We start from the raw sequence: 25,386 nt of genomic DNA on the forward strand, positions 1-25,386 counted from the left end.
ACTAGGCAGCAACAGGCAGTCGACATTACGACAGTTAACAAGAGAGGTCGTCATGGGCAGAATCCCGCCCAGGAGAAGGAAAGCCATCCGTATTTATCAACCCATGTTGAGATCCTGGATTGCCATTATGAAAAGGCCGATGCGAGACACCACAGCACCGCAGAGTGAAAGCGAGAGTGAAATCACTTCTGCAGAAACGGAAACCGGTACTTCTTCCGCCGCCCGGGGCAAAACGCTGCTGAGCAAAATCTGGCACATGAGCGACGATTTCCACTGGTTGTCGCCCCTGCCGTATGCGCACCGCCGCGGCATTATTCTGGCTGTGCTGGTCATCCTGCTGGCATTACTGTGGCCCTATACGCCAGAAAACACCTATGCGCCGTCGCAACCGCAACAACCGGCAAGTATCCCGATGCAGGCCGATTTGCGTAACGATCAGGGCCGCACAACGCAAATGGCGCAGCCTGAGCCTGTTCAGCCGCAGAGTAATGACAACAGCGGCACGTGGCGCAGTTATCAGGTGCAGTCGGGTCAGACGCTGGCGCAGTTGTTCCGCGATAATAATATGGCAGTAAATGACGTATTTTCGATGGCACGGGTAGAAGGGGCGGACAAACCACTGAGTACCCTGAAAACCGGGCAGGAAGTGAAGATACAGCGTGATGCGCAGGGGATGGTCATGGCCCTGCAAGTGACAACGGATCAAAATGTTACCGTGACGTTTACCCGTCAGCCGGACGGCAGTTTCCAGCGCGGTAACTGATCGGCTTCTTATCTTTGCATTGTTCATCATGCAGAAAAGCAAAACGCCGGCACATGGCCGGCGTTTCACAGGTTAACTTCAGCGCTATTACGCTTCAGCAACCACAACTACGTTCAGTTTAGCGAATACGTCGCTGTGTACCTGGAACTCAACTTCGTGTTCACCAGTGGTACGCAGAACGCCATTCGGCAAACGAACTTCGCTTTTAGCAACTTCAACGCCAGCAGCAGTTACTGCATCAGCAATATCGCGAGTACCGATAGAGCCGAACAGTTTGCCTTCGTCGCCTGATTTAGACGCGATGGTTACTGAACCCAGTTCGTTGATTTTAGTTGCGCGAGCTTCAGCAGCGTTCAGAACGTCAGCCAGTTTGGCTTCCAGTTCTGCACGACGTGCTTCGAAGAACTCAACGTTTTTCTTGGTAGCAGGAACAGCTTTGCCCTGTGGTACCAGGAAGTTACGAGCGTAGCCCGCTTTAACGTTAACTTGATCACCCAGGCTGCCCAGGTTTGCTACTTTATCAAGCAGAATAACTTGCATTACTTTATCCTCTCAAAGTCGTTAATAGACAGTGGCCGATTACTGATGACGATCAGTGTATGGCAACAATGAAAGGTAGCGAGCGCGCTTGATGCAACGAGCGAGCTGACGCTGGTATTTTGCACGAGTACCGGTAATACGGCTCGGGACAATTTTACCGCTTTCGGTAATGTAGTTTTTCAGTGTAGCGATGTCTTTGTAATCAATCTCTACAACGCCTTCCGCGGTGAAACGGCAGAACTTGCGACGACGGAAATAACGTGCCATTAGGCTAGTCTCCAGAATCTATCAAATCAATCTGCTCGGCATGTAACACCACTTTATTCAGACCATTGCGCCCTTGATGGCAGCTAATGAATCCGGTCACAGTGAGTTGCGTGCCGACCGTTATACTGTGAGTTAATGCTTGTGACGCTTGTCCACTGACAACCACGGGCATTCTGCACCATGCTTGTCGGTTAAATCCGGCTTCCTGCTGCGACGATTTGTGCTCTAGCACAAACTGGCAGTGTGGAATGCCCGAAGGACTGACTTTACGAATGGGGGTCTTGCACACAGTGCCCGACAACACCAGACGATTCGCCGTCACGGCAATTACTCTTCAGAATCCCCAGCTTCAGCATCATCGTTAGCTTCAGCAAAGTCTTCGCGGCGATCACGACGCTCGTCTTTTGCTTTAACCATTGGAGATGCTTCAGTTACCGCGTGTTTAGTACGCATAACCATGCTACGGATAACGGCGTCGTTGAAGCGGAAGTTAGTTTCCAGCTCATCGATCGCTTCCTGCGGAGCTTCAACGTTCAGCAGAACGTAGTGGGCTTTGTGCAGTTTGTTGATCGGGTAAGCCAGTTGACGGCGGCCCCAGTCTTCCAGACGGTGAATCTGACCAGCTGCGTTAGTGATTACTGCACTGTAACGCTCGATCATGCCCGGAACCTGTTCGCTTTGGTCAGGGTGAACCATAAAAACGATTTCGTAATGACGCATCGAATTGCTCCTTACGGATTATTCAGCCTCCTGTCAGGGTCAACCGCGGCCCATGGAAGCAAGGAACGTGTTTGTGTGCGGTCGAAAAAATGACGCGCAATTATATGTACAGCCTGTGGGAAACTCAAGGAGAAAGGCAGATTAATTTCTCTACAGCTTTGCAGTGAAGAATGCCGTGACTTCTGCCAGCGCATGAACCGAGACTTTATGCTTCGCGCCAGCTTCAGAAATAAAGGTCAGATTATCATCTGCACCGCTTTCAGCCAGTTCCTGCCGCAAGCGCTGGCTTTCAGCAAAAGGCACCACATCATCTTCTTCACCGTGCCAGACAAACAACGGAATATCTGCGATTAACGCCGCTTTCCCGGTGAAATCCAGACTCAGCAAAGGCGCGATTTCGCGTTCAAATACGTCACGCTGCACAATGCCACCGGCGTTGTAAGCTGGAAAAAGGTGGTGAGATAAACGCGCGAAATAACCAGAGCCCATCAGGTTAGCCGCCGCTTTAATCCATGGGAATTTGATCAGCGCCGCCATGGTGGTCATGCCCCCCATCGAAACGCCAGCGACGCCTAAACGCTGCGGATCCGCCAGACCGCGTCCGACAAACTCGTCTTTCAGACACGCCAGTTCATCAATGTTGTTCTGCAAAATGCTCCAGAAATTCGCCAGACATCGCGCTTCGTCGTTTTCTGCGCGCGCACCGTGCATTAATGCATCAGGCAATATCACGCGAAAACCCGCCTTTGCCAGCGTGTAGCCGAAATATGAGTAAATCTCTTTGGAAGACAGAAAACCATGATAGAAAAAAATCGTCGGAAGTTGCTGCTGATACTGTCCGGCGGGCACGGCATGAATGATCTGGATCCCTTCAATATTTTCTTCGTACATCTCAACCATCGTGCTTTCCCCTGTGCATTTAGAAAAAATGTCGGCCTCTGTGAGTTTTGACATTCTACGGGTCTGCAAAACGGCGACCACAACCTTTTTCGTATGATTTATAACCCGTTATTCAAAATCCGCATTTTTCAGTTGGCTGACCTTAATTCAAATTCACACATTTATATTTATTTCATTGATTCAGATCAATTTTACATGAAATAAATAGTTACATTTGATCGTTAATCCTTTCCCGTTCTCCGCCGTTAGTGCGCTATCAGAAGCTAACGGGAAAAACCCATGAAAACGGCATCAAAACGCTCATTTCGACGGTGGAGCATTGGCGCAAAACTGGCCAGCATCGCCTCCCTGCTGGTCGGTTCCTTATTTATTATTTTCACTTTGTCACTGACTCACTCCGCCGGAAAGCAGGTCAATGAACTGGCCGTTAACGCCATTTCCGAGCAGGTGACCGGGGTGGTAGACATGATTGAAATGTACAATGCCAGCCTGAATGCGGAAGTGGACAGTTATACGCGTCTGTTCAGCCATTTTCTGCCATCGGATTTCGAACTTGATACTACCAGCCCGATGATGGTGGGCGATCAGTCAGCACCTGTCATAAAAGCAGGCGGTACGCCACTGAATCTGGATAGCAAAATCCCCGATGATTTTCTGGCGCGCACCGGCGCAATTTCCACCGTGTTCGCCCGCCGCGGCGATGACTTTATCCGCGTAACCACGTCCCTGAAAAAACAGGACGGCACCCGCGCCATCGGCACCTTGCTCGACAGTAGCAGCCCCGCTTATGCGCAAATTATGGCAGGGCAACCTTTCAGCGGGCTGGCAACGCTGTTCGGCAAAAAATACATCACCAAATATCAGCCGGTGCGCGATGCACAGGGCAGCGTCATTGGGATTTTGTTCGTGGGTGTCGATATCACCCAGGAATATGCCGACATGCGTCAGAAAATCCTGTCCAAACGCATTGGCGAGAAAGGCTATTTCTTTGTGCTGAACAGCGCACCCGGTAAAGATCTCGGTAAATATCTGGTGCATTTCACTGATGAAGGAAAAACGCCAGCGTGGCCTGAAGGCGAACTGCAGCAGGTCATGTCACAGCCAAAAGGCCAGCGTGAATACACTGACGCAACCAGCCAGCATCAGCAATTCATGGTATATGCGAATGTGCCGGCCTGGCATTGGGTGGTGGTCGGCAGTACCGATAAAAACAGTCTGATGGAACAGGTCAACAGCACGCGTAATCACTTCCTGATGGTGAGCCTGCTGGCGCTGGCATGTTTCGCTGCACTGTTTATCTGGCTGACGCGCAAGCTGGTCAGCCGCCCGCTGAGCGACGTCGTGAGTATTGCACAACAATATGCCAGCGGTGACCTGCGCGCGCGGGCTGAAACCCAGCGTGTTGATGAAATTGGTGCCCTGATGCATGCGATCGACGGCATCGGCCACGGGCTGGAAAAAATTGTCGGTGAAGTCCGGCAGGTTTCCTCTGAAATTATGATGAATACGCAAGGACTTGCGCACGACAGCGAGCAGATTAATCATCAGATCGGCACGCAAGCCAGCAGTCTGGAAGAAACCTCAGCCAGCATGGAGCAGATCACCGCTACCGTACAGAACACGGCGGACAATGCCACACAGGCCACTCAACTGGTGCAACAGACCGACAAAGCGGCCACTGTCGGTGCTGATGCAGTAAATCAGTCGGTTGAGAGCATGGAGGCCATTAAGCACGCCTCAACGCGTATCGCGGATATCACGACCGTCATCGAGGGCATCGCCTTCCAGACCAATATTCTGGCCCTTAACGCCGCCGTAGAAGCCGCCAGAGCCGGTGAGCACGGGCGCGGATTCGCGGTTGTCGCTGCAGAAGTCCGGGCGCTGGCACAGCGCAGTTCAAATGCGGTGAAGGAGATTGAAAATCTGGTCGCGGATTCCCTGAGCAAAGTCGAGGACGGCCACCAGAGCGCAGCCAAAACGCAGGTAAACATGAACGATATTTTGCAGGGTATTCGCCAGGTCAAAGTGCTGATGAGCGATATCGATCTGGCCTCGCACGAGCAGTCGTCCGGTATTTCACAGGTAAACATTGCCATTATGCAGATTGGTAAAGCGACGCAGGAGAACGCCACGCTGGTGGAGAATTCACAGCAAACTGCGGCGGCGCTCAGCGAACAAGGCCGCCATCTCTCACAACTGGTCAGCGTCTTTAAAATTTCCGAACGGTAAGACGTGAATTGCGCGGCAATATACACCGCGCGGACTCGCCAGCACACCGGTGAAAGGGCTACACTTCAGGGTATCGCCCTTTTACCGGATATCACGATGAAATCCCTCCGAATCTCCGCTGCGCTGTTGTTACTGGTTGCGCTAAGCGGTTGCAGTAATCTGATGCAAACCACCCCGGTTCCGCCACCTGCCGTGACAACCAAAGCGCAGGAAATTACCCGTGCGCAGACTTCCACTCTCACCAAAATTGGCAGCATCACGGTCGATGTGATTGGCAGTCCGATGGATGCAGAAGCAGAAGTGCAGCGCCGCGCCGATGCGGCGGGTGCGCATTACTACGTGATCATGTTTAACAGCGAAACTATTATTCCCGGCCGCTGGTATTCACAGGCCACACTCTACCGCTGATTATTCAGCGCCGATCGCCCGGTTAAGCAACAACTGGCACAAACGTTCCGGCAACAGCGTTTCTCCACGCGGATCAAGCACCATACGGCACCACGCGTCTGCTAGCGGTGGCGACGCAAACTCCAGCATTTGCGTCGCGGTCAGCAGGTTAAATAGCTGACCGGTAAGCCAGCGACCCTGCGCTTCTTCCGGCCTGCGCAACCGTTGTAAAAACTGGCGCGACGCCCGGTCAAAGACGCGGTTTTGTCCGCGCGCCTGATGCAAAATCTGCTGAACCATTTCCGCGCTGGCAGGCAGTTTTTTCAGCGTGCGCAGCACATCAAGACACATAACGTTTCCCGATCCTTCCCAGATACTGTTGACCGGCATTTCGCGGTACAAACGCGGCAACTCGCTGTCTTCGCAATAGCCAATCCCTCCCAGCACTTCCATCGCCTCTGCCACAAACGGCATCCCCTGGCGGCACACTTCGAACTTTGCAGCGGGCGTCAGCAGGCGGCATAACAATTGTTCCGCCGGATTACCCTGCGCATCCGACGCCGCGGCCAGACGCATCAGCAACATCGTCTGCCCTTCCAGCAACAGCGCCATGCGGCTCAGCGTCTGGCGCATCAGTGGTTGTTCGATAAGAGGTTTACCAAAAACCTGCCGCTGGAAGGCGTGGTACAGCGCAACCGACAACGCCCGGCGCATCATAGCGTGGCTTCCCAGCGCGCAGTCAAAGCGCGTATGACCGCCCATTTTCAGGATATGGCGGACGCCCTCGCCTTCTTCGCCCAGCAGCCAGCCGGTGGCATTCTGAAACTCCACTTCGCTGCTGGCGTTCGAACGGTTACCCAATTTGTCTTTCAGGCGTTCGATGCGGATCGCATTGCGCGTTCCGTCTGGCAATACGCGCGGCAGAAAGAAGCAGGACAGTCCGCCATCAGTCTGCGCCAGCACCAGATGCGCATCGCTTTGCGGCACGGAGAAGAACCATTTGTGGCCCACCAGATGATAAGGTTTTCCGCTGCCGCGTCCTTCCAGCGCCGTCGCCCGCGTGGTGTTGCTGAGCACGTCAGAGCCGCCCTGTTTTTCCGTCATGCCCATGCCGATCAGCACGCCTTTCTTCTGATCGCCGGATTGCAGATGCGGATCATAACGGTCAGATAACAGCGGTTTCATCCAGCCACTGAACTCCGGCGGCAGATATTTTTGCAGCAACGGGATCGCGCCAAATGTCATCGTCACCGGGCATAACGTCCCCGCTTCAACCTGACCGTGAAGAATAAAACGCGCCGCACGCGCCACCACCGAACCGATACGCGCATCTTCCTGCCAGGGTAAATTGTGCACGCGGTTGGCGATCAACCCTTGCATCAGCAGATGCCACGCAGGATGGAAACGCACGTCATCAAGACGTTCACCGGTGGTGTCATAACGCAAAAGATCGGGCGGATTGGTATTCGCCAGCCTTCCCAGCTCCAGCGATTCTGCAGAACCTAACTGCTGCCCGAGGGACGCCAGGACATCGGCATCCCAGCCCGCCTGCTGGCGGGAAACCGCTTCGCGCAACGGGGTGTCGGAAAGGAATAAATTGCTGTTACTCAGTGGTTTGGGTTGATTGAAAACCCGGTGTGTTTCCCAGTCCATCGCCTGCTCCCTGTTAAAAGGATATGGCGTAAGTATGGTAAAAAACGGGGAATTAACAGGCGGACAGATCACAAAGGCAGAAATGCAAACGGGAGCCCTGAGGCTCCCGTTTAATCAGCGGATCAATAAACGACAATCAGCTTTTCTTCAGGCCGCGCTGACGTACCGCTTCGAACAGGCAAACACCGGTGGCTACGGAAACATTCAGGGAAGAGACGCTCCCCGCCATCGGGATGCTGATCAGTTCGTCGCAATGTTCGCGGGTCAGACGGCGCATACCTTCGCCTTCTGCGCCCATCACCAGCGCCATCGGGCCGGTCATTTTACTCTGGAACAGGTCATGATCCGCTTCACCGGCCGTGCCGACGATCCAGACATTATGTTCCTGCAATACGCGCAACGTACGCGCCAGATTGGTCACGTTGATCAACGGCACGTTTTCAGCGGCGCCGCTGGCAACTTTTTTGGCGGTGGCGTTCAGTTTCGCGGAACGGTCGCGCGGAACAATCACCGCGTGAACACCCGCCGCATCCGCGGTACGCAGACAGGCACCCAGGTTATGTGGATCCGTTACGCCATCCAGCACCAGCAGGAACGGACAATCGAGGCTTTCCAGCAACGCAGGCAGGTCATTTTCCTGATACTGGCGCCCTTCGCGCACACGCGCAATAATCCCCTGATGCACAGCACCTTCGGATTTCTCATCCAGCCACTGGCGGCTCGCCACCTGGATCACGATACCGCTGGCTTCCAGCTCGTCGATCAGCGGCTTCAGGCGTTTATCGTCACGGCCTTTCAGGATAAAGACTTCCAGAAAGCGTTGCGGATCGTTGTCGAGTAAGGCTTTAACGGAGTGAATACCGTAGATAATTTCGCTCATGATGCTCTTTAAAATAGACTTGCGGACAGCAAGCTGTCCGCAATTTAGTAAGGTTACAGACGATTCTATCATAGAAGAATCGTCAGAAAGGACTAGCTGTCAGACTGCTTTTTCTTCGCGCGCTTGGCTCTGGTGGCCGCCGCAATTTTTGCAGTTTTGTCAGAAGGCTTTTTGGCTTTCTTCGGTTTACCGTCTTTACTCACAGCACTGACCGCTTTCTCTTTCTTCGGTTTGGCTGGTTTTGCGTCATCTTTGCGGAACGCGCTGTCCGGCTCAAAATTCACGTTTTTCTTAGCAGTACGGCGACGGCCAGCATTAGCTGGCGCGGCAGAACGCATGGTACGTTCGCCACCTTTTTTGGCGCGGTCACGTGCGGTTTTGCCTTCACCCCGTGCTTTGCGGGTGCTTGAAACCAGCGCAAAATCGATTTTACGTTCGTCCATATGCACGGCTTCAACACGAATTTCTACCGTATCGCCCAGGCGATAAACCGCACCGGAGGATTCACCCACCAGACGCTGACCGATGTTATCGTAACGGTAATAATCATTGTCGAGCGATGACACGTGCACCAGGCCGTCGATGAACAAATCGTTGAGGCGGACGAAGAAGCCGAAGCCGGTGACACTGGCGATAATGCCGGTGAAGACTTCACCCACATGATCCTGCATGAAGTCGCACTTCAGCCAGTCCGCCACGTTGCGGGTGGCTTCGTCCGCGCGGCGTTCTGCCATCGAACAATGCTCGCCGAGCTGCAACATATCTTCGTAATCACTGTGCCAGCCGCCGGTTGGCGTCCAGCGATCTTTCAACGTGCCGTGCTCTTTCGCCAGCAGATACTTGATCGCGCGGTGCAATGCCAGATCCGGATAACGACGGATTGGCGACGTAAAATGCCCGTAAGAAGGCAATGCCAGACCAAAGTGGCCACGGTTTTCCGGATCGTAAATCGCCTGTTTCATTGAACGCAGCAACATAGTTTGCAGCATTTCGCGGTCAGGACGATCGGCCAGTTCATCCATGATCTGAGCATAATCTTTCGGCTCAGGTTTCATGCCGCCGCCCATCACCAGACCCAATTCACCCAGCACGCTTTTCAGCGCGGAGATATGGTCATCGCTTGGACGGTCATGCACGCGGAACAGCGCCGGTTCGTTATGTTTTTCAACAAAACGCGCCGCAGCAATGTTCGCCATGATCATGCACTCTTCGATCAGTTTGTGGGCATCGTTACGTACGGTCGGTTCGACACGTTCGATACGACGCTCAGCATTGAAGATAAATTTCGCTTCTTCGGTTTCGAACGCGATACCGCCACGTTCTGCACGCGCCTGATCCAGCACTTTGTACATGGTGTGCAGTTCAAGCAGATGCTTAACCAGCGGCGAATATTGCTCGCGCAGTTCCGGATCGCCTTCGATGATGCGCCAGACTTTGTTGTATGTCAGACGCGCGTGAGAGCTCATCACGGCTTCGTAGAATTTAGAGCTGGTCAGTTTGCCCTGCGCGGAGATAGTCATCTCACAGACCATACACAGGCGGTCTACCTGCGGGTTCAGCGAACACAGGCCATTAGACAGCACTTCCGGCAGCATCGGCACAACCTGTGACGGGAAATACACCGACGTAGCGCGGCTGCGGGCTTCATCGTCCAGCGCGGTGCCGTGACGGACGTAATAGCTCACGTCGGCGATTGCCACCCACAGGCGCCAGCCACCACCACGTTTTTTCTCACAGTACACGGCGTCATCGAAGTCACGGGCATCTTCACCATCAATGGTGACCAGCGGCAGACTGCGTAAATCCACGCGACCTTTTTTCGCTTCTTCCGGCACCTGTTCGCTCAGGTCTTCGACCTGTTTGAGAACCTGTGGCGGCCAGACATGCGGGATTTCATGGGTGCGCAGGGCGATATCTACCGCCATGCTGGTGCCCATTTTATCGCCGAGGACTTCAACGATTTTACCGACCGCTTTGGTACGGCGGGTCGGACGCTGTGTCAGCTCGACCACCACCATATATCCCATGCGTGCGCCGTTAATGGCATCGGCCGGGATCAGAATATCAAAGCTCAGACGACTGTCGTCGGGTACCACAAAACCGGCACCCGCATCGGTAAAGTAACGGCCCACAATCTGGCTCATTTTAGGCACCAGAACACGCACGATGCGCGCTTCACGGCGGCCTTTACGGTCGGTTCCAACTGGTTGTGCCAGGACCACGTCACCGTGGATGCACATTTTCATTTGTTCAGCAGACAAATACACATCGTCTTTCTTCACGCCTTCCAGGCGCAGGAAACCGTAACCATCACGATGGCCGATAACCGTGCCTTTCAGCAAGTCCAGACGCTCCGGCAGCGCGTAGCACTGGCGGCGGGTAAAGACTAACTGGCCGTCACGCTCCATGGCGCGCAAACGGCGACGCAGGGCTTCCAGCGCTTCTTCTCCGGAAAGATTCAGTTCGTTACCAATTTCTTCCCGGCTGGCTGGGGTTTCACGTTTCGCGAGATGTTCCAGAATAAATTCACGGCTGGGAATAGGTGATTCGTATTTTTCTGCTTCTCGTTCCAGGAATGGATCTTGTGACATAGCGGTTCCTCCGTTGTCATCAGCAGTTTGTTGAAAGTCTTTCATTCAACAAGCAATAATTTATAGAGCGTTGAGTTGTCTTTGACCATATCGGCCAGAGTGTACTGATTCAGCTCATCAAGAAAATGTTCTACAGCAGTGTGCAGGACTTGTTTTAGTCGGCATGCAGGCGTGATGTGACAAAAGTCGCTGGCGCAATTGACCAGCGAAAGAGGTTCCAGTTCGCGCACCACGTCGCCAATGCGAATGGTCTCTGCGGGCTTGCCCAGTTTAATACCTCCGTTCTTTCCGCGAACGGCAGTGACCAGACCAGCACGGCTCAACTGATTAATGATTTTCACCATGTGGTTGCGCGATACACCGTAAACCTCGGTGACCTGCGAAATGTTGGTCATCTGATCGTCAGGCAACGAAGCCATATAAATCAACGCTCTCAAACCATAATCAGTAAAACTCGTTAACTGCACACATACCTCTGGGTAGCTATTACCCGGTCTTTCCACACCAGCAATGACAACAGGGTGAAGATGATTGTTTATTATGACACTTTGATGATAAACCAGCCGCGAACTTTGCAGCTAATCATTTAGATAGTGGATGGTTTATGGAAAGTAAACAAGTGAAGGGATTCAGAAAAAAATAAACCGGGCAATTTTGCCCGGTTATGACGTTTTTACACAATCAGCTCTGACTGTTATGCATCAAACGGGTCACGCAGAATCATCGTTTCGCTACGATCCGGGCCAGTAGAGATAATATCAACCGGCACTTCAGTCAGCTCTTCGATACGCTTGATATAGTTAAGCGCTGCCTGCGGCAGGTTTTCGACTTCTTTCACCCCAAAGGTGGTTTCGGTCCAGCCGGGCATGATTTCGTAGATTGGCTCGATACCTTCCCAGCCTTCAGCAGCCAGCGGTGTAGTCGTCATTTCACGGCCATCAGGCATGCGGTAACCGACACACAGCTTCACTTCTTTCAGACCGTCCAGCACATCCAGTTTAGTCAGACAAAAACCAGACAGGGAGTTGATCTGCACAGAGCGGCGAACCGCCACGATGTCCAGCCAGCCACAACGACGGCTACGGCCAGTGGTCGCGCCAAACTCGTTACCTTGCTTGCGCAGGAACTCGCCGGTTTCATCAAACAGTTCAGTCGGGAACGGACCTGCACCCACGCGGGTAGAGTAGGCTTTCACGATGCCGAGCACATAATCAACATAACGTGGACCAATACCTGAACCGGTAGCGACGCCGCCAGCAGTGGTGTTGGAAGAGGTTACGTACGGATAAGTCCCGTGGTCGATGTCCAGAAGCGTGCCTTGCGCGCCTTCGAACATGATCAGATCGCCACGCTTACGCGCGCCATCCAGCAGCTCAGAGACGTCAACAACCATTGCGGTCAGGATGTCGGCAATCGCCATCACATCATCCAACGTTTTCTGGAAATCAACGGCTTCTACTTTGTAGTAGTTCACCAGCTGGAAGTTATGATATTCGATGATTTCTTTCAGCTTGATAGCGAAAGTTTCTTTGTTGAAGAGATCGCCTACGCGCAGACCGCGACGGGCTACTTTATCTTCATAAGCCGGGCCGATGCCACGACCGGTGGTGCCGATCGCTTTATCGCCACGCGCTTTTTCGCGCGCCATGTCGAGTGCGACATGATAAGGCAGGATCAGCGGGCAAGCTTCAGACAGTAACAGACGTTCGCGTACAGGGATGCCACGAGCTTCAAGTTCGCCCATTTCTTTCATCAACGCGTCAGGCGCCAGTACAACACCGTTGCCGATGATGCTGGTCACGTTTTCACGCAGAATGCCAGAAGGAATTAAATGAAGAACGGTTTTTTCACCGTTGATAACCAGAGTGTGACCGGCGTTGTGACCGCCCTGATAGCGCACAACATATTTAGCCCGTTCAGTAAGCAGGTCTACGACCTTGCCTTTTCCTTCATCACCCCATTGAGTGCCGAGTACGACGACGTTCTTACCCATCTCAAGAATCACCAGGTTGCTTAAAAAAGGATTCTAACATCTCATTCTGTGCTTTCCAGCACTTTTAGCACACGTTTGCGGGAAAAATTTTAATTGCGTGCTACCGGTCTCAGCGAGACGTGACAAGCCCGGCGTAACAAACCCTCATCCACCCAGACGACTACGCAACATGTAGTAAATTACGAAGCCTGCGACCACAAGACCCCCACCAAAACGGCGTAAAACCGTGTCCGGAAGATTCGCCAGCGAGAGGATCATTTTTCGCCATGTTTTTGGATAAAGCATCGGCCCCAGGCCTTCAAGAACCAAAACTAATGCCAGCGCCAGCCAGATTGTCGCATTCATGATGAATCGTTCTCATTGCACCCCTTCCCTAAAAGAAAGAAGGATTTCAGAAAAGACAAAAGGCCCCTGAAGGGCCTTTTGGAAATTGCAGAAGCAATTATTTATTTTTTTCAGGTGACTTCATAAAGCGGAAGAAATCGCTGTCAGGGCTTAACACCATGACGTCGTTGCCGCTCTTAAAGCTGGCCTCGTAAGCACGCAGGCTACGGATGAATGCGTAGAAGTCAGGATCCTGGCTGAACGCATCAGCAAACAGTTTCGCCGCTTCGGCATCTCCTTCACCGCGGGTGATACGGGCAGTACGCTCTGCTTCAGCAACAGTACGGGTTCTTTCGTAATCCGCAGCAGCCTGAATTTTGGTCGCCTCTTCTTTACCCTGAGAGATGTGACGCAATGCCACCGCATTACGCTCAGCACGCATACGATCGTAAATCGCGCTGGACACTTCTTCCGGCAAGTTGATTTGTTTCAGACGTACATCCACCACTTCGATCCCCAATGCCGCCATGCTGTTCGGGTTCACCGCAGGTTGTTTACCTTTGGTTTCCTGCTCAACACGTTTTGCTGCAGAGGCAATCGCATCATCGGCTTCGGTGGTCCCTTCAGGCTCATCGCCTACGCTACCGGTGTTCAGGGCATCACGCACATCCAGCGTCAGACGGCCACGGGAATCGGTCACGATATCTTTCACATCAAGACGACCAATTTCAGAACGCAGACGGTCACTGAATTTACGTTTCAGCAGAATTTCTGCCTGAGATACATCACCACCGCCTGTTGCCAGGTAGTAGCGGCTGAAATCACTGATACGCCATTTCAGGTAAGAATCGACGATTAAGTCTTTCTTCTCGCTGGTGACGAAGCGGTCAGCCTGGTTATCCATGGTCTGGATACGCGCGTCGAGCATTTTAATGGATTCCACGAATGGAACTTTAAAATGCAGGCCCGGCGCATACACCAGCGGTTTATTATCGCTGTCACGCAGGACTTTACCAAAGCGCAGCACAATACCGCGCTGACCTTCCTGAACAACAAACAGTGAAGCATAAAGCGCCACCAGCACCACAACGACGATAAGTAAAAATGACTTACGCATTGTTATTCTCTCCCTACGCGAAGTGTATCGTCACGCTGTGCATTTGCACGGCGCTGGTCCATGACACTGCCAGACGAACGGGAACTGCTGTTATCGGCACTGCTTTTACTGTTACTGCTGGTTAAACCTGGAACGGAAGGCAACAAACCTGTTTCATCATTTTTGCTGGTGTCGTTGGCTGCTGCGTTATTTCCACGCAGCATTTGATCCAGCGGCAAGACCATCAGGTTATTCCCTTTATCACTCACCAGCACTTTACGGGTGTGGCTGAGGACTTTTTCCATGGTTTCGATATACAGACGCTCGCGGGTAATTTCCGGCGCGGCTTTATATTCAGGTAACAGTTTGGAGAAACGGGCCACTTCACCCTGCGCTTCCAGAACCGTACGATCTTTATAGGCTTTAGCATCTTCCAGTAAGCGCTGTGCTTCACCGTTTGCCAGAGGCTGAATCTGGTTCGCGTAAGCTTCTGCTTCACGAATAGACTGTTGTTCTCTTTCACGGGCGGCGATCGCGTTATCGAAGGAAGCTTTCACTTCTTCCGGCGGACGCGCGGTCTGGAAGTTGACGTCCTGAATGGTAATACCCATTTTGTACGGACGAATAGTTTCTTCCAGTACACGCTGGGTATCGCTACGCACGGTAGTACGGCCTTCCGTCAGGATTTTATCCATCGTGTATTTGCCGATAACGCCACGTAATGCGCTGTCAGTCGCCTGGCTCAGGCTGTCGTCAGGGTTGGCGACGCTGAACAGATAAGCTTCAGGATCCGTCACGCGATACTGCACGTTCATTTCAACGCGCACAACGTTCTCATCAGACGTCAGCATTACACCAGACGCAGCAAGTTCACGTACCGATTCTACGTTTACTGCACGAACTTGATCGATGAAGGTCGGTTTCCAGTTCAGGCCAGGCTCAACCAGATGGCTGAACTTACCAAAACGAGTCACAACGCCACGCTCGGCTTCTTTAATGGTATAGAAACCCGTTGCTGCCCAGATCACCACCACCGCTGCGACCGCGATGCCAACAATCCGGCCACCACTCATCCCATGACCGGAACCCGTTGGTGCGCCATTGTTGCTGTTATTGTTGTTGCCTGAACCTTTTCCACCGAAGCCCCCCAGCTTTTTGCTGAGCTTACGGAAGATATCATCCAGATCAGGTGGCCCCTGATTGCGGCCGCCTTTGTTGTCGTTATTTCCACCAGAATTTCCACCAGAGTTGCCGCTATTATTATTGCTGCTGCCCCAGGGGTCGCGGTCCTGTCCGTTATTACCGGGCTGATTCCACGCCATGTTATAGCTCCATTATTCTATGATTGGTGTTCTTCAGGCCAAATCAGACAGACTCTGGTTGCGGACATAGCTTTCCAGTTCCTGCTCTTGTTTGCAGAGGCGACGCCAGTCAACGATGGGCATTCGCACCATCAGACCAATACTGCCATCCTCTTCAATCCATTCTTTTTCAATGGCCTGAAGCTGGTAAAAACGGCTACGAAGTCGGCCTGCTTCCGGCGGTAAGCACAATTCATGCTGCGCAATCTCGCCAGAGAGTCGCTCCGTTAATGCCTGGAAAAGCAACGGAATACCTTCACCTGTCACGGCTGAGAGCCAGACCCTGACCGGCAAATTCTCCTCGTTGCGGTCGATACGCGGAACAAAGTCATCCAGCATATCTATTTTGTTCATCACTAACAGCGCAGGAATTTCATCTGCTTCGATCTCTGCCAGCACCGTATTCACCGCGTCAATATTTTCCTGAACACGGATGTCCGCTGCATCAATCACATGGAGTAACAGAGATGCCTGTCGGGTTTCCTGCAACGTTGCTTTAAAAGCCGCAACCAAATCATGGGGCAGGTGACGAATAAACCCTACGGTGTCCGCCAAAACCGTCTCCCCGACATCTGCCACTATAATACGGCGCAGCGTAGGATCCAGCGTAGCAAACAACTGATTGGCCACGTAGACATCGGCCTGAGTAATACGGTTAAAGAGTGTGGATTTCCCGGCGTTGGTATACCCAACCAAAGACACCGTCGGAATATCCGCACGAACGCGTGAACGACGACCCTGTTCACGCTGCTTAGCCACTTTTTCAAGACGGCTGAGGATCAAAGTGATTCTGTCCCGCAGCAAGCGGCGGTCAGTTTCGAGCTGGGTTTCACCTGGGCCACGCGCGCCAATGCCGCCGCCCTGCCGCTCAAGGTGCGTCCAGCCGCGAACCAGTCGGGTAGCAATGTGGCGTAATTGCGCCAGTTCTACTTGTAACTTACCTTCATGTGTTCGGGCCCGCTGGGCAAAAATATCTAATATCAATCCGGTGCGGTCGACAACTCGACATTCGCATAAGGCTTCCAGGTTTCTTTCCTGGCCGGGAGACAAGGCGTGATCAAACAGGATGACAGAGGCGCCCGTTGCTTTGACGGCATCTGCGATTTCTTGGGCCTTTCCTTCACCGACAAAGTATTTTGGGTGCGGTGCCTTGCGGCTCCCGGTGACGACTTGCAACGCCTCTACACCTGCAGAAGATACCAGCGATTCAAATTCGCTCAGGTCTTCCGTGTCTTTGTCCTGCGAGAAATAGATATGAACCAGTACGGCCTGCTCACCGGCTTCATAACGGTCAAACAAGCTTGCGACCTCTCATTTGGGAAAAATTCGCCAGCCGGGGGTGCATAAGCATAATCGGAATACTTATGAACCCCTTCGTGGTTGACCAACGTTGCGCTTTATTCAGCGTCATCGTTTTCCTGCTGCGGCTGTTGCGCAGACGGAGTGCTACCTTGGTGATAATTGTTGGTGCTGCCCGAACCTGGATTATTGCTATGGTGTGACACCGGGCGGGAAGGCACTACGGTGGAGATAGCGTGTTTATACACCATCTGGCTAACCGTATTTTTTAACAGAATGACAAACTGGTCAAAAGACTCAATCTGGCCTTGCAGCTTAATACCATTCACCAAGTAAATAGAAACCGGAACACGTTCACGACGCAATGCGTTCAGGAACGGATCTTGCAAAGATTGCCCCTTAGCCATTCTATCTTTTCCTTATTAGTTTGTTGTTTGTAACTTTGAGCCTATCGGCTCGAAAATAAATCACATAAAAAATTTGCGCGCTGAGTACTGATCAATTGTACACAATCACCCAACCTATGCACTAACAACCTGAATTACACGGTTTAAGGCCTCTTCTGGCTTCTCAGAATCGAGCCATTCGACACTCTCCCAACCTCGCAACCAGGTCATCTGACGTTTGGCCAGCTGTCGTGTCGCGCAAACACCACGATAAACCATTTCATCGTAATCGAATTCACCAGACAAATATGACCACATCTGGCGATAACCCACACAACGAATGGAAGGCAAATCTGTATGTAAATCGCCCCGGGCTATCAGCGTTCTGACTTCGTCTTCAAAACCATTGGACAACATCTGACTAAAACGTTCCTCGATCCGCGCATGTAATAATTCCCGGCGGGTCGGCGCAATCGCAAACTGATGTACGCGATAGGGTAATGTTTCACCCGAAATTTTAGTCAGTTCCGTTAAAGTTTTACCCGAAATAAAAAAAACTTCCAGTGCTCTGGACAGTCTCTGCGGATCATTCGGATGAATTCGCATAGCCGCAACGGGATCTATTTTGCGCAACTGGTCATGTAACGCCTCCCAACCCTGTTCTGCAGCCTGCTTTTCGATACGCTCGCGCACGACAGGATCAGCAGGTGGCAAAGGGGAAAGACCTTCAAGCAATGCCTTGAAATAAAGCATAGTCCCACCTACCAATAACGGGATCTTATTGCGCGAGGTTATTTCTGCCATTTCGCGTAATGCGTCTCGACGAAAGTCAGCCGCCGAATAAGCCACCGTCGGGTCAAGAATATTAATCAACCGGTGCGGTGCTTCAGCCAGCTCTTCTGCCGTGGGTTTCGCCGTGCCAATATCCATCCCGCGATAAATCAGGGCGGAATCGACACTGATAAGCTCGACAGGCAGGTGTTTCAGCAGCGACATCGCCAATGCTGTTTTACCTGAGGCGGTCGGCCCCATAATAAAGATTGCCGGGGGAAGTGCGTTGTTTTCAGAATCAGTCATGCTTAAAAGCCGCCAGCGCGGACTGTAAATCAAGAGGTTGCAGAAGGCCGGACGGGGGCGATTTCACCAATTGCGGGCAAAGACGCTCAACATCCGTGAGTAATTGTATGGCTTGCGAAATCGTCCAGACCTCATGCTCGCAGCCGCAGTGGCGGGCAAACCACATAGCTACCGCATCAGAAGTCACCTCCTGCTGAACAGCAAGGTAACCTAACAGATCAGGTATCAACTTTTGTAAATTTTGTTGGCGTAATGGTAAAGGTACCGCGCGAACCGTCACACGCTGTGACTCACTGAGCATTTCTAAACCAAAATGCTGTAATAACGCCTGATGGCGCGCCAGCACGGCGGTCTCTTCTTTCTGCATTGTCAGCTTCAGCGGAATTAATAACGGCTGCGGCCGCAATCCTTCTTCGGGTGGTGTCAGCTGCGCCCATTTCAGCCAGCGATCGGCCACCGGTAACGCCAGCAACACCAGTTGTTTGCCGCGCTCCAGTAACGCATATTCCGCGGAACATACCGTCAGCACGCGCCCGAAACTCTGGCTGTGTGATTCCAGCGCCGGTTCCGTCAGTGTACGGGCCACTGAAACGGCGGGCTTAGCGGGCTGTGCCACAGCAGGTGCCGGTTCCTGTAAGGAAAACGACTCCGGCGCGGGCTGCAACAAACGTCCGTAAGCTTTGCTTTCTGAAGGATTGTAAGCGGGTTCCGTGCTGCGATAAGCAGATTCACGTGGCTGGCTGGCGCGGGCAGTTTCAGGAAACACATTTTCACGCGGGGAATTGTTTTCCCGCGATGCCGGCACTTTGCGTTCTGCCGGCTGCGAGAAATGATTGCCACCCGCCGCCTGACGATTTTCCTGCTGCCAGCGCGGCGTATCTTCCTGAAGCTGTGGCTCGTCAAGAACGGGTGCCCCGGCCTGCTGCAATACGGACATCACCGCCTGATAAATAAAATCATGTACCAGCCGCGACTGATGGAAACGCACCTCGTGTTTTGCCGGATGCACATTCACATCCACCTGATGCGGATCGACATCCAGATAAAGCACATACGCGGGCTGCTGATCATCTTTGAGCTGATCCTGATACGCCTGGCGGATCGCGTGATTAATCAGGCGATCTTTCATCATGCGGTTGTTCACATAGCAATACTGCATATCTGTCAGACTGCGCGAACCCGCCGGATCGGCGACCCAGCCACGGATCGCCAGATCACCGTGGCTCCATTCCACTTCCAGTGCGTGCTCGACAAACGCCGGGCTACAAATACTGGCCAGACGGCGGGAGAACTGTGAACGGTCTTTCACCGCGCGATACTGACGGATGAGTTTGCCGTTGTGGCTGAGATTGACGGAAACGTCAAAGCGCGCCAGCGCAATTCGCCGGACAACTTCATCGATATGGGTGAATTCGGTTTTCTCAGTGCGCATGAATTTACGGCGGGCGGGCGTATTGTAAAACAGATCCAGCACTTCAACCGTCGAGCCTTGCGGATGCGCCGCCGGTTTGACCGTCACCGCCATATCCCGTCCTTCGGCATAGGCCTGCCAGGCTTCATTCTGCTCTGCGGTGCGCGATGTCAGAATCAGGCGCGATACCGAGCTGATACTGGCCAGCGCTTCGCCACGAAATCCGAGGCTCAGGATTGCTTCCAGATCATCAAGACAGGTGATTTTACTGGTGGCATGACGTGCCAGCGCCAGCGCCAGATCGTCTTTGCCAATCCCGCAGCCGTTGTCGCGAATGCGGATAAGCTTGGCGCCACCGCGATCGATATCAATATCAATACGCGTCGCGCCCGCATCAAGGCTGTTTTCCACCAGTTCCTTCACCACGGAAGCCGGTCTTTCGACAACTTCGCCCGCTGCTATCTGGTTAGCAAGTTGCGGCGGCAGTACCTTGATCGGCATAGCGGCTCCTGTGGCAGACGGTTATTCCCGCCTATGACTGTGGAATAGTTAAGGTTTGGCCGAGCTGTACCTCGCCAGACTTCATATGATTTGCGGTTCTGATGTCGTTCATGCTGACACCATATTTACTGGCGATCGCCGACAGCGTATCGCCGTGTTTCACTTTATGTTTCGCGGGTTTCTTCGCCGTTTTTGCTGTCGAATCCGGTGCTGCGGCTATTGAAGATGTGCGGGTTCCCGCAGGGACTTTCAATCGCTGGCCGACCCAGACGCCGTCTTTTTTCAACTTATTGAGGTCGCGCAGTGCCGCATTTGTCGTGCCATAGCTGTTCGCGATCCCGGTCAGGGTTTCACCCCGTGTCACTTTATGGATCTGCGTGGCACCGGCTGCCCCGGCAGTCACTTCAATCGGACCTGGCTGACTCACGGCAGAGCGGGTTGTCGCACTACTGTCTGCCGCCGCTGCTGATGAGGCCAGCAGCGGACGGTTTTCGACCTTTGGGCCGTTTTGTATCGGATGCGACTGGAAATAATTACGCAGGCCGATGTGGATAGCCCTCGCAATTTTATCCTGGTACGCGCTGCTGCCCAGCAGCCGCTCCTCAGTTGAATTACTGATAAAGCCGGTTTCCACCAGCAGGGAAGGAATATCCGGCGAACGCAACACGCCTAAACTGGCGTGCTCAGGCTTCGCTTTATGCAAAGAGCCAACGGATCGCAGTTCGCGCAGAACACGGGTCGCGACGTCATAACCCACACGTTGTGAATGACCGAACTGTAAATCCAGCACTGCCTGACTGAGATACGGGTCTGAAGCGGTATTCGCCAGCACATCCCCGGCGCCGCCGAGCAGTTCTGATTGTTTCTCGTGCTGCTCCAGCCAGTTACCCATTTCGCTGTTAGCACGACGGTTCGACAGCACCCAGACTGATGCACCACGCGCGCTGCGGCTTGGCGCGGCATCTGCGTGAATGGAAACCAGCACATTAGCATTTTTCTTACGCGCCACATCGGAACGTCCCATGACGGAAATAAAGTAATCACCGTCGCGGGTCAAGACCGGCTGGAACATCGGGTCGGCATTCAGAATCGCCTGTAATTTACGGGCGATAGAGATGGTGACATTTTTTTCTTTCAGCCCGCCCGCGCCAATTGCGCCAGGATCCTGCCCGCCATGACCGGCGTCAATCGCGACAATTATCCTGCTGTCACTGGTCGACACGGTAGAAGAGCGTGAGTTATCCGGCGCCACCGTAGTAGCTACGACTTTAGTCTGATCATTGGTAAACGGGTTTGATTTTTCGGAAGGCGTAATCATTTTGCCCGCATTTGGCGATGGCGTGTTGGTCGCCACGGCAACCGGTGCACGCTGACGTGCCGGAGCAGAGGCGTTCATGGTCAGCACCACGGTATACTGGCTGCCGTCTTTTTGTTTGGTGGCGTTGGTTCTGACTTTCTGATTCAGTTCAAATACCAGACGCTGACTCTGCGCATTGGGCGGCGTACTGGCACGCACACGCGTCACCAGATTCTGGCCGTTGAAATTCAACGGCAAGCCTTTCATCACGCCGTCCTGACGGATATCCATCACTACGCGTTCAGGGTTGTGCAGAGGGAAAAAAGAGTAATCCGGTGAGCCATCAAATGTAATCGTAACGGTAGATTGCGTGGCACCGTTGGAAACATTGATGTTTTTCATGCCTGCTGCAAGAACCGGTGAGGCGAGCACAGCAAACAATATCAGCGTCGATAACAACATCGCGGCTGAAATATAAAGAGAGGTAAAACGTGAGTTCATCGCGTGATCATCCTTGCTGTTGAACACGATGCAGCAATTTTATGCCAGATTCAGAAACCGCCACCAGCTTCGCGGTGCGACCGGTCAGGGAATAATCCAGCGTCAGTTCAATATCCGGTTCTGGCAACACACCTGCCCCCTGCTGTGGCCATTCCACCAGACAAATAGCGTCCTGTGCGAAATAATCGCGGATCCCCATAAACTCCAGTTCTTCCGGATCAGCAAGGCGATATAAATCAAAATGATACACGGCAATCTTTTCCAGCTGATAAGGCTCGACCAGTGTGTAGGTCGGGCTTTTCACATTGCCCTGATGCCCTAATGCCTGAAGAAATCCCCGGCTAAAGGTTGTTTTACCGGCTCCCAGATCGCCATAAAGATGGATAACCGTTGAACCTTCACAGGCTTTCGCCAGGGAAGCACCTAGTTGCAACGTTGCCGCTTCGTCGGGTAAAGAGATATTAAGTTGATTCATTCAGTGATATCTATTTCTTCAGGTCTGGATTAACTAACGGGGCAATCACCGCTAAAAGATCAGTTGCCAGCATACCGCGCGTTCCCTGCCGGTGGGCAATTTCGTCTGCGGCAGCACCATGCACTACTGAGCCCGCGCAGGCCGCATCATAACTATTCAGTTTCTGAGCCAGCAGGCCGCCGATAATACCAGAAAGTACGTCGCCCATGCCGCCGGATGCCATACCGGCATTGCCGACATCCGCGACCGCCATCTCGCCACGCTCACTGGCAATCAGAGTGCCGGCACCTTTGAGCACCACCACGCCGCCATATCGCTCCGTGAGTTTCTTCGCTGAAAGTAAGCGGTCACTTTCAATTTCGTTCACGCTGCAACCTAGCAAACGTGCCGCTTCGCCCGGATGGGGCGTCAGCACACGATTTTGCCGTTTCCGCGGATTGATTGCCAGCAGGTTAAGCGCATCAGCGTCCCATAAGGCCGGTTTATCCCAATTTTCTGCGCGTTCTACCGCCTGTTTGCCCCATTCTTTCTGACCCAGACCGGGGCCGATAACTAACACATCCGCCCATTCAAGCCCTTCATCGAGCGACTCTGCGGTGAGTTCTTCCACCATCAGCTCAGGTCTCGCGGTCAGTAACGGTCCGGTATTTTCTTTGTGAGTGAGTACTCGCACCAGTCCGGCCCCGCTTCGCAACGCGGCTTCCGAAGCCATGCGGATCGCCCCCGCAAAACCGGTATCGCCGCCCACTACCAGCAAACGCCCGTGTTCGCCCTTGTGAGAACAAGGGCGACGCGGGTGCAGCCATGCGCCTAATTGTGACGCATCCAACCGTTGTAAGGGAGCAAGATGCCCGCCCAGCCAGCTTTCCAGCCCCAGCGCATCGCAGTGTAATTTGCCGGTGTAGTCGCGCGCCTGCCCGGTCAGTAAACCGGGTTTCAGGGCTATGAAACTGATCGTATGCGTGGCGTGAACCGCCTTCCCCGCAGTCTGACCTGTTTGCGCATCAAGACCGGAAGGGATATCTAAAGAGATGACAGGCAAAGACGCCGAGTTAATGGCTTCAATCAGCCCGTCATAAGGTGCTCGCGGCGCGGAAGATAAACCGGTGCCAAGCAAACCATCGATAATCAGATCAGCGTCCTGCGGCCATGCAAAGTCCGCAGGGTTAACCGTGCCGCCGCTTTTCAGCCAATCCTGCCGCGCTGTTTCTGCCTCTTCTGGCAGCGGCTTGCTGCCTGCCACGGCCAGCAGCGTCACGCTTATGCCTGCAGTTTTCGCCAGACGCGCAACTTCAAAACCGTCGCCACCGTTATTACCGTGGCCACACAAAATCAGCCAGTGGCGGGTTTGCGGAAACTCACGCTGCGCCAGTAAAAAAGCGGCTTTTGCCGCACGTTGCATCAGTGTAAACAGAGAAATCCCCGTTTCCTGCGCCGCCTGGCGTTCAGCCTGTCGCAGCCAGTCAGCAGAAAACACAGAATGTGGTAAACTCGCCTCGTTTCGTTTTTCACGTTGGTTCGTCATGACACTCCCTCTAGATCTCGTTCAACTGGCTCAACATATCAAGCAATGGGGCCAATCGCTAGGCTTCCAGCAGGTTGGCATCTGCGATACAGACTTATCTGCCGAAGAGCCTAAACTGCAAGACTGGCTTGATAAACAATATCATGGCGAGATGGAATGGATGGCGCGCCACGGCATGTTACGCGCACGGCCGCATGAACTTCTGCCCGGCACATTGCGGGTGATCAGCGTGCGCATGAATTATTTACCCGCCAAAGCAGCCTTTGCCAAAATCCTGAATAATCCTCAACTCGGCTACGTCAGCCGCTATGCCCTTGGACGTGACTATCACAAAGTCTTGCGCCAGCGCCTGAAAAAACTTGGCGATATGATTCAGGCGCATTGTACTGAACACGCTGATCAGACCGTCACCTTTCGCCCTTTTGTCGATTCCGCCCCCGTGATGGAACGCCCGCTGGCGGCGAAAGCCGGTCTTGGCTGGGTTGGTAAACACTCACTCATTCTTAACCGTGAATCCGGTTCATGGTTTTTTCTTGGCGAACTACTGATTGATTTGCCCCTGCCTGTCGATCAGCCGCAGGAAGAGAAATGCGGAAAGTGCGTGGCCTGCATCACCACTTGCCCGACCGGTGCCATTGTTGCGCCTTATACCGTCGATGCCCGCCGCTGTATTTCCTATCTGACCATTGAGCTGGAAGGCGCAATACCGGAAGAATTCCGCGCGCTGATGGGTAACCGTATCTACGGCTGCGATGATTGCCAGCTGATTTGCCCCTGGAATCGCTATTCGCAACTGACGGATGAAGAAGATTTCAGCCCGCGCGCCGCGCTGCATGCACCAGAGCTGATTGAATTGTTTAGCTGGGCGGAAGAAAAATTTTTGCGTATCACGGAAGGTTCGCCGATCCGGCGTATCGGACATCTGCGCTGGCTGCGCAATATTGCAGTGGCGCTGGGCAATGCGCCCTATTCGGAAGACGTGCTTAATGCCTTACAGTCGCGGGAAGGGGAAAATGCGTTGCTGGATGAACATATCAGTTGGGCAATCGCACAGCAGACAGAAAGAAGGAATGAACATCGGATAGAAGTGCAAACTTCACAGCAAAAACGCCTGATCCGCGCAGTGGAAAAGGGTTTGCCAAGGGATGCATAACCATTCCCCAAAGCAATGCATGAGAAAAGCGACATTTTCTGTGCATAAAAATAAAAA

The 25,386-nt window shown here is 53.1% G+C and carries 24 protein-coding genes; 4 read left to right on the plus strand and 20 right to left on the minus strand.

The features are described from left to right. Positions 1 to 52: 52 nt before the first annotated feature. Positions 53 to 763, plus strand: coding sequence for a LysM-like peptidoglycan-binding domain-containing protein (locus tag UC14_RS17360; RefSeq protein ID WP_112198112.1), 711 nt, complete (start codon positions 53 to 55; stop codon positions 761 to 763). Between the two features lie 87 nt (positions 764 to 850). Here the strand turns inward: UC14_RS17360 and rplI are convergent, their stop codons facing one another. The 5 genes from rplI to yjfP form a co-directional block, all read right to left on the minus strand. Further along, entirely contained in the window at positions 851 to 1,303 is a 453-nt protein-coding gene (gene rplI / locus UC14_RS17365) for a 50S ribosomal protein L9 (protein ID WP_013573778.1), read from the minus strand. A 39-nt stretch (positions 1,304 to 1,342) separates the two neighbouring features. Beyond that, complete coding sequence (gene rpsR, locus UC14_RS17370; protein WP_002210155.1) at positions 1,343 to 1,570, minus strand: 30S ribosomal protein S18; 228 nt, start codon at positions 1,568 to 1,570, stop codon at positions 1,343 to 1,345. Between the two features lie 4 nt (positions 1,571 to 1,574). Further along, positions 1,575 to 1,892 (minus strand): primosomal replication protein N, encoded by a 318-nt coding sequence (gene priB / locus UC14_RS17375; protein ID WP_013573777.1) that lies wholly within the window; start codon positions 1,890 to 1,892, stop codon positions 1,575 to 1,577. A 5-nt stretch (positions 1,893 to 1,897) separates the two neighbouring features. Further along, on the minus strand, positions 1,898 to 2,290 hold the full coding sequence (rpsF, locus tag UC14_RS17380) for a 30S ribosomal protein S6 (RefSeq protein ID WP_013573776.1): 393 nt from the start codon (positions 2,288 to 2,290) through the stop codon (positions 1,898 to 1,900). A 150-nt stretch (positions 2,291 to 2,440) separates the two neighbouring features. Further along, complete coding sequence (yjfP, locus tag UC14_RS17385; protein WP_112198113.1) at positions 2,441 to 3,190, minus strand: esterase; 750 nt, start codon at positions 3,188 to 3,190, stop codon at positions 2,441 to 2,443. Between the two features lie 279 nt (positions 3,191 to 3,469). Here yjfP and UC14_RS17390 point away from each other — a divergent pair, with 279 nt between their 5' ends. Together UC14_RS17390 and bsmA are read left to right on the plus strand one after the other, a co-directional pair. After that, positions 3,470 to 5,419 carry a methyl-accepting chemotaxis protein gene (locus tag UC14_RS17390; protein WP_112198114.1) on the plus strand — a complete coding sequence of 650 codons (1,950 nt, stop codon included), beginning with the start codon at positions 3,470 to 3,472 and terminating at the stop codon, positions 5,417 to 5,419. 96 nt (positions 5,420 to 5,515) lie between these two features. Further along, positions 5,516 to 5,827, plus strand: a complete 312-nt coding sequence (gene bsmA, locus UC14_RS17395) for a biofilm peroxide resistance protein BsmA (protein ID WP_112152036.1) — start codon at positions 5,516 to 5,518, stop codon at positions 5,825 to 5,827. On the opposite strand, the gene UC14_RS17400 is transcribed toward bsmA, so the two are convergent. The 15 genes from UC14_RS17400 to nnr form a co-directional block, all read right to left on the minus strand. Continuing rightward, the gene (locus tag UC14_RS17400; RefSeq protein WP_112198115.1) at positions 5,828 to 7,459 is read right to left on the minus strand and encodes an isovaleryl-CoA dehydrogenase; all 1,632 of its coding nucleotides are present in this window, start codon (positions 7,457 to 7,459) and stop codon (positions 5,828 to 5,830) included. Positions 7,460 to 7,595: 136 nt separating this feature from the next. Continuing rightward, positions 7,596 to 8,339, minus strand: coding sequence for a 23S rRNA (guanosine(2251)-2'-O)-methyltransferase RlmB (rlmB, locus tag UC14_RS17405; RefSeq protein WP_014411562.1), 744 nt, complete (start codon positions 8,337 to 8,339; stop codon positions 7,596 to 7,598). 92 nt (positions 8,340 to 8,431) lie between these two features. Further along, positions 8,432 to 10,930: a ribonuclease R gene (gene rnr, locus UC14_RS17410; RefSeq protein ID WP_112198116.1), complete on the minus strand. Its 2,499-nt coding sequence runs from the start codon at positions 10,928 to 10,930 to the stop codon at positions 8,432 to 8,434. Positions 10,931 to 10,971: 41 nt separating this feature from the next. Next, positions 10,972 to 11,397, minus strand: coding sequence for a nitric oxide-sensing transcriptional repressor NsrR (gene nsrR, locus UC14_RS17415; protein WP_013573769.1), 426 nt, complete (start codon positions 11,395 to 11,397; stop codon positions 10,972 to 10,974). Positions 11,398 to 11,624: 227 nt separating this feature from the next. Further along, a complete protein-coding gene (locus tag UC14_RS17420; protein ID WP_013573768.1) occupies positions 11,625 to 12,923 on the minus strand; it encodes an adenylosuccinate synthase in 1,299 nt (432 codons plus the stop codon). A gap of 144 nt (positions 12,924 to 13,067) precedes the next feature. Then, the gene (locus tag UC14_RS17425; protein ID WP_013573767.1) at positions 13,068 to 13,268 is read right to left on the minus strand and encodes a DUF2065 domain-containing protein; all 201 of its coding nucleotides are present in this window, start codon (positions 13,266 to 13,268) and stop codon (positions 13,068 to 13,070) included. A gap of 97 nt (positions 13,269 to 13,365) precedes the next feature. Beyond that, positions 13,366 to 14,364 (minus strand): protease modulator HflC, encoded by a 999-nt coding sequence (gene hflC / locus UC14_RS17430; RefSeq protein ID WP_112198117.1) that lies wholly within the window; start codon positions 14,362 to 14,364, stop codon positions 13,366 to 13,368. Positions 14,365 to 14,366: 2 nt separating this feature from the next. After that, positions 14,367 to 15,665 carry an FtsH protease activity modulator HflK gene (hflK, locus tag UC14_RS17435; protein ID WP_013573765.1) on the minus strand — a complete coding sequence of 433 codons (1,299 nt, stop codon included), beginning with the start codon at positions 15,663 to 15,665 and terminating at the stop codon, positions 14,367 to 14,369. Positions 15,666 to 15,698: 33 nt separating this feature from the next. Further along, entirely contained in the window at positions 15,699 to 17,003 is a 1,305-nt protein-coding gene (gene hflX / locus UC14_RS17440; RefSeq protein ID WP_013573764.1) for a ribosome rescue GTPase HflX, read from the minus strand. Positions 17,004 to 17,101: 98 nt separating this feature from the next. Further along, positions 17,102 to 17,410: an RNA chaperone Hfq gene (gene hfq, locus UC14_RS17445; RefSeq protein ID WP_013573763.1), complete on the minus strand. Its 309-nt coding sequence runs from the start codon at positions 17,408 to 17,410 to the stop codon at positions 17,102 to 17,104. 114 nt (positions 17,411 to 17,524) lie between these two features. After that, positions 17,525 to 18,466 (minus strand): tRNA (adenosine(37)-N6)-dimethylallyltransferase MiaA, encoded by a 942-nt coding sequence (gene miaA / locus UC14_RS17450; RefSeq protein WP_013573762.1) that lies wholly within the window; start codon positions 18,464 to 18,466, stop codon positions 17,525 to 17,527. Continuing rightward, entirely contained in the window at positions 18,459 to 20,378 is a 1,920-nt protein-coding gene (gene mutL / locus UC14_RS17455) for a DNA mismatch repair endonuclease MutL (protein ID WP_037034274.1), read from the minus strand. The genes miaA and mutL overlap by 8 nt, the downstream gene beginning before the upstream one ends. 31 nt (positions 20,379 to 20,409) lie before the next feature. Further along, positions 20,410 to 22,176: an N-acetylmuramoyl-L-alanine amidase AmiB gene (gene amiB / locus UC14_RS17460; RefSeq protein ID WP_112198118.1), complete on the minus strand. Its 1,767-nt coding sequence runs from the start codon at positions 22,174 to 22,176 to the stop codon at positions 20,410 to 20,412. A gap of 7 nt (positions 22,177 to 22,183) precedes the next feature. After that, positions 22,184 to 22,651, minus strand: coding sequence for a tRNA (adenosine(37)-N6)-threonylcarbamoyltransferase complex ATPase subunit type 1 TsaE (gene tsaE / locus UC14_RS17465; RefSeq protein ID WP_013573759.1), 468 nt, complete (start codon positions 22,649 to 22,651; stop codon positions 22,184 to 22,186). Positions 22,652 to 22,661: 10 nt separating this feature from the next. Then, positions 22,662 to 24,176 carry a bifunctional ADP-dependent NAD(P)H-hydrate dehydratase/NAD(P)H-hydrate epimerase gene (nnr, locus tag UC14_RS17470; protein WP_112198119.1) on the minus strand — a complete coding sequence of 505 codons (1,515 nt, stop codon included), beginning with the start codon at positions 24,174 to 24,176 and terminating at the stop codon, positions 22,662 to 22,664. Here nnr and queG point away from each other — a divergent pair. Beyond that, positions 24,175 to 25,329: a tRNA epoxyqueuosine(34) reductase QueG gene (queG, locus tag UC14_RS17475; RefSeq protein ID WP_013573757.1), complete on the plus strand. Its 1,155-nt coding sequence runs from the start codon at positions 24,175 to 24,177 to the stop codon at positions 25,327 to 25,329. The two genes, nnr and queG, sit on opposite strands and share 2 nt — an antisense overlap. Positions 25,330 to 25,386 lie beyond the last annotated feature (57 nt).

The sequence above is a fragment of the Rahnella sp. NRRL B-41462 genome (genome assembly GCF_003263525.1).
Classification (GTDB): domain Bacteria; phylum Pseudomonadota; class Gammaproteobacteria; order Enterobacterales; family Enterobacteriaceae; genus Rahnella; species Rahnella aceris.

Excerpts from the sequence above, each read along its gene's own strand:
- tsaE (WP_013573759.1), bottom strand. The coding sequence starts at position 22,651 with ATGAATCAACTTAATATCTCTTTACCCGACGAAGCGGCAACGTTGCAA.
- hflC (WP_112198117.1), bottom strand. The coding sequence starts at position 14,364 with ATGCGTAAGTCATTTTTACTTATCGTCGTTGTGGTGCTGGTGGCGCTT.
- UC14_RS17390 (WP_112198114.1), top strand. The coding sequence starts at position 3,470 with ATGAAAACGGCATCAAAACGCTCATTTCGACGGTGGAGCATTGGCGCA.
- UC14_RS17360 (WP_112198112.1), top strand. The coding sequence starts at position 53 with ATGGGCAGAATCCCGCCCAGGAGAAGGAAAGCCATCCGTATTTATCAA.
- hfq (WP_013573763.1), bottom strand. The coding sequence starts at position 17,410 with ATGGCTAAGGGGCAATCTTTGCAAGATCCGTTCCTGAACGCATTGCGT.
- mutL (WP_037034274.1), bottom strand. The coding sequence starts at position 20,378 with ATGCCGATCAAGGTACTGCCGCCGCAACTTGCTAACCAGATAGCAGCG.
- rpsF (WP_013573776.1), bottom strand. The coding sequence starts at position 2,290 with ATGCGTCATTACGAAATCGTTTTTATGGTTCACCCTGACCAAAGCGAA.
- UC14_RS17400 (WP_112198115.1), bottom strand. The coding sequence starts at position 7,459 with ATGGACTGGGAAACACACCGGGTTTTCAATCAACCCAAACCACTGAGT.
- rlmB (WP_014411562.1), bottom strand. The coding sequence starts at position 8,339 with ATGAGCGAAATTATCTACGGTATTCACTCCGTTAAAGCCTTACTCGAC.
- rpsR (WP_002210155.1), bottom strand. The coding sequence starts at position 1,570 with ATGGCACGTTATTTCCGTCGTCGCAAGTTCTGCCGTTTCACCGCGGAA.
- UC14_RS17420 (WP_013573768.1), bottom strand. The coding sequence starts at position 12,923 with ATGGGTAAGAACGTCGTCGTACTCGGCACTCAATGGGGTGATGAAGGA.
- UC14_RS17425 (WP_013573767.1), bottom strand. The coding sequence starts at position 13,268 with ATGAATGCGACAATCTGGCTGGCGCTGGCATTAGTTTTGGTTCTTGAA.
- yjfP (WP_112198113.1), bottom strand. The coding sequence starts at position 3,190 with ATGGTTGAGATGTACGAAGAAAATATTGAAGGGATCCAGATCATTCAT.
- nnr (WP_112198119.1), bottom strand. The coding sequence starts at position 24,176 with ATGACGAACCAACGTGAAAAACGAAACGAGGCGAGTTTACCACATTCT.
- bsmA (WP_112152036.1), top strand. The coding sequence starts at position 5,516 with ATGAAATCCCTCCGAATCTCCGCTGCGCTGTTGTTACTGGTTGCGCTA.
- rplI (WP_013573778.1), bottom strand. The coding sequence starts at position 1,303 with ATGCAAGTTATTCTGCTTGATAAAGTAGCAAACCTGGGCAGCCTGGGT.
- rnr (WP_112198116.1), bottom strand. The coding sequence starts at position 10,930 with ATGTCACAAGATCCATTCCTGGAACGAGAAGCAGAAAAATACGAATCA.
- hflK (WP_013573765.1), bottom strand. The coding sequence starts at position 15,665 with ATGGCGTGGAATCAGCCCGGTAATAACGGACAGGACCGCGACCCCTGG.
- queG (WP_013573757.1), top strand. The coding sequence starts at position 24,175 with ATGACACTCCCTCTAGATCTCGTTCAACTGGCTCAACATATCAAGCAA.
- amiB (WP_112198118.1), bottom strand. The coding sequence starts at position 22,176 with ATGAACTCACGTTTTACCTCTCTTTATATTTCAGCCGCGATGTTGTTA.
- miaA (WP_013573762.1), bottom strand. The coding sequence starts at position 18,466 with ATGACTGATTCTGAAAACAACGCACTTCCCCCGGCAATCTTTATTATG.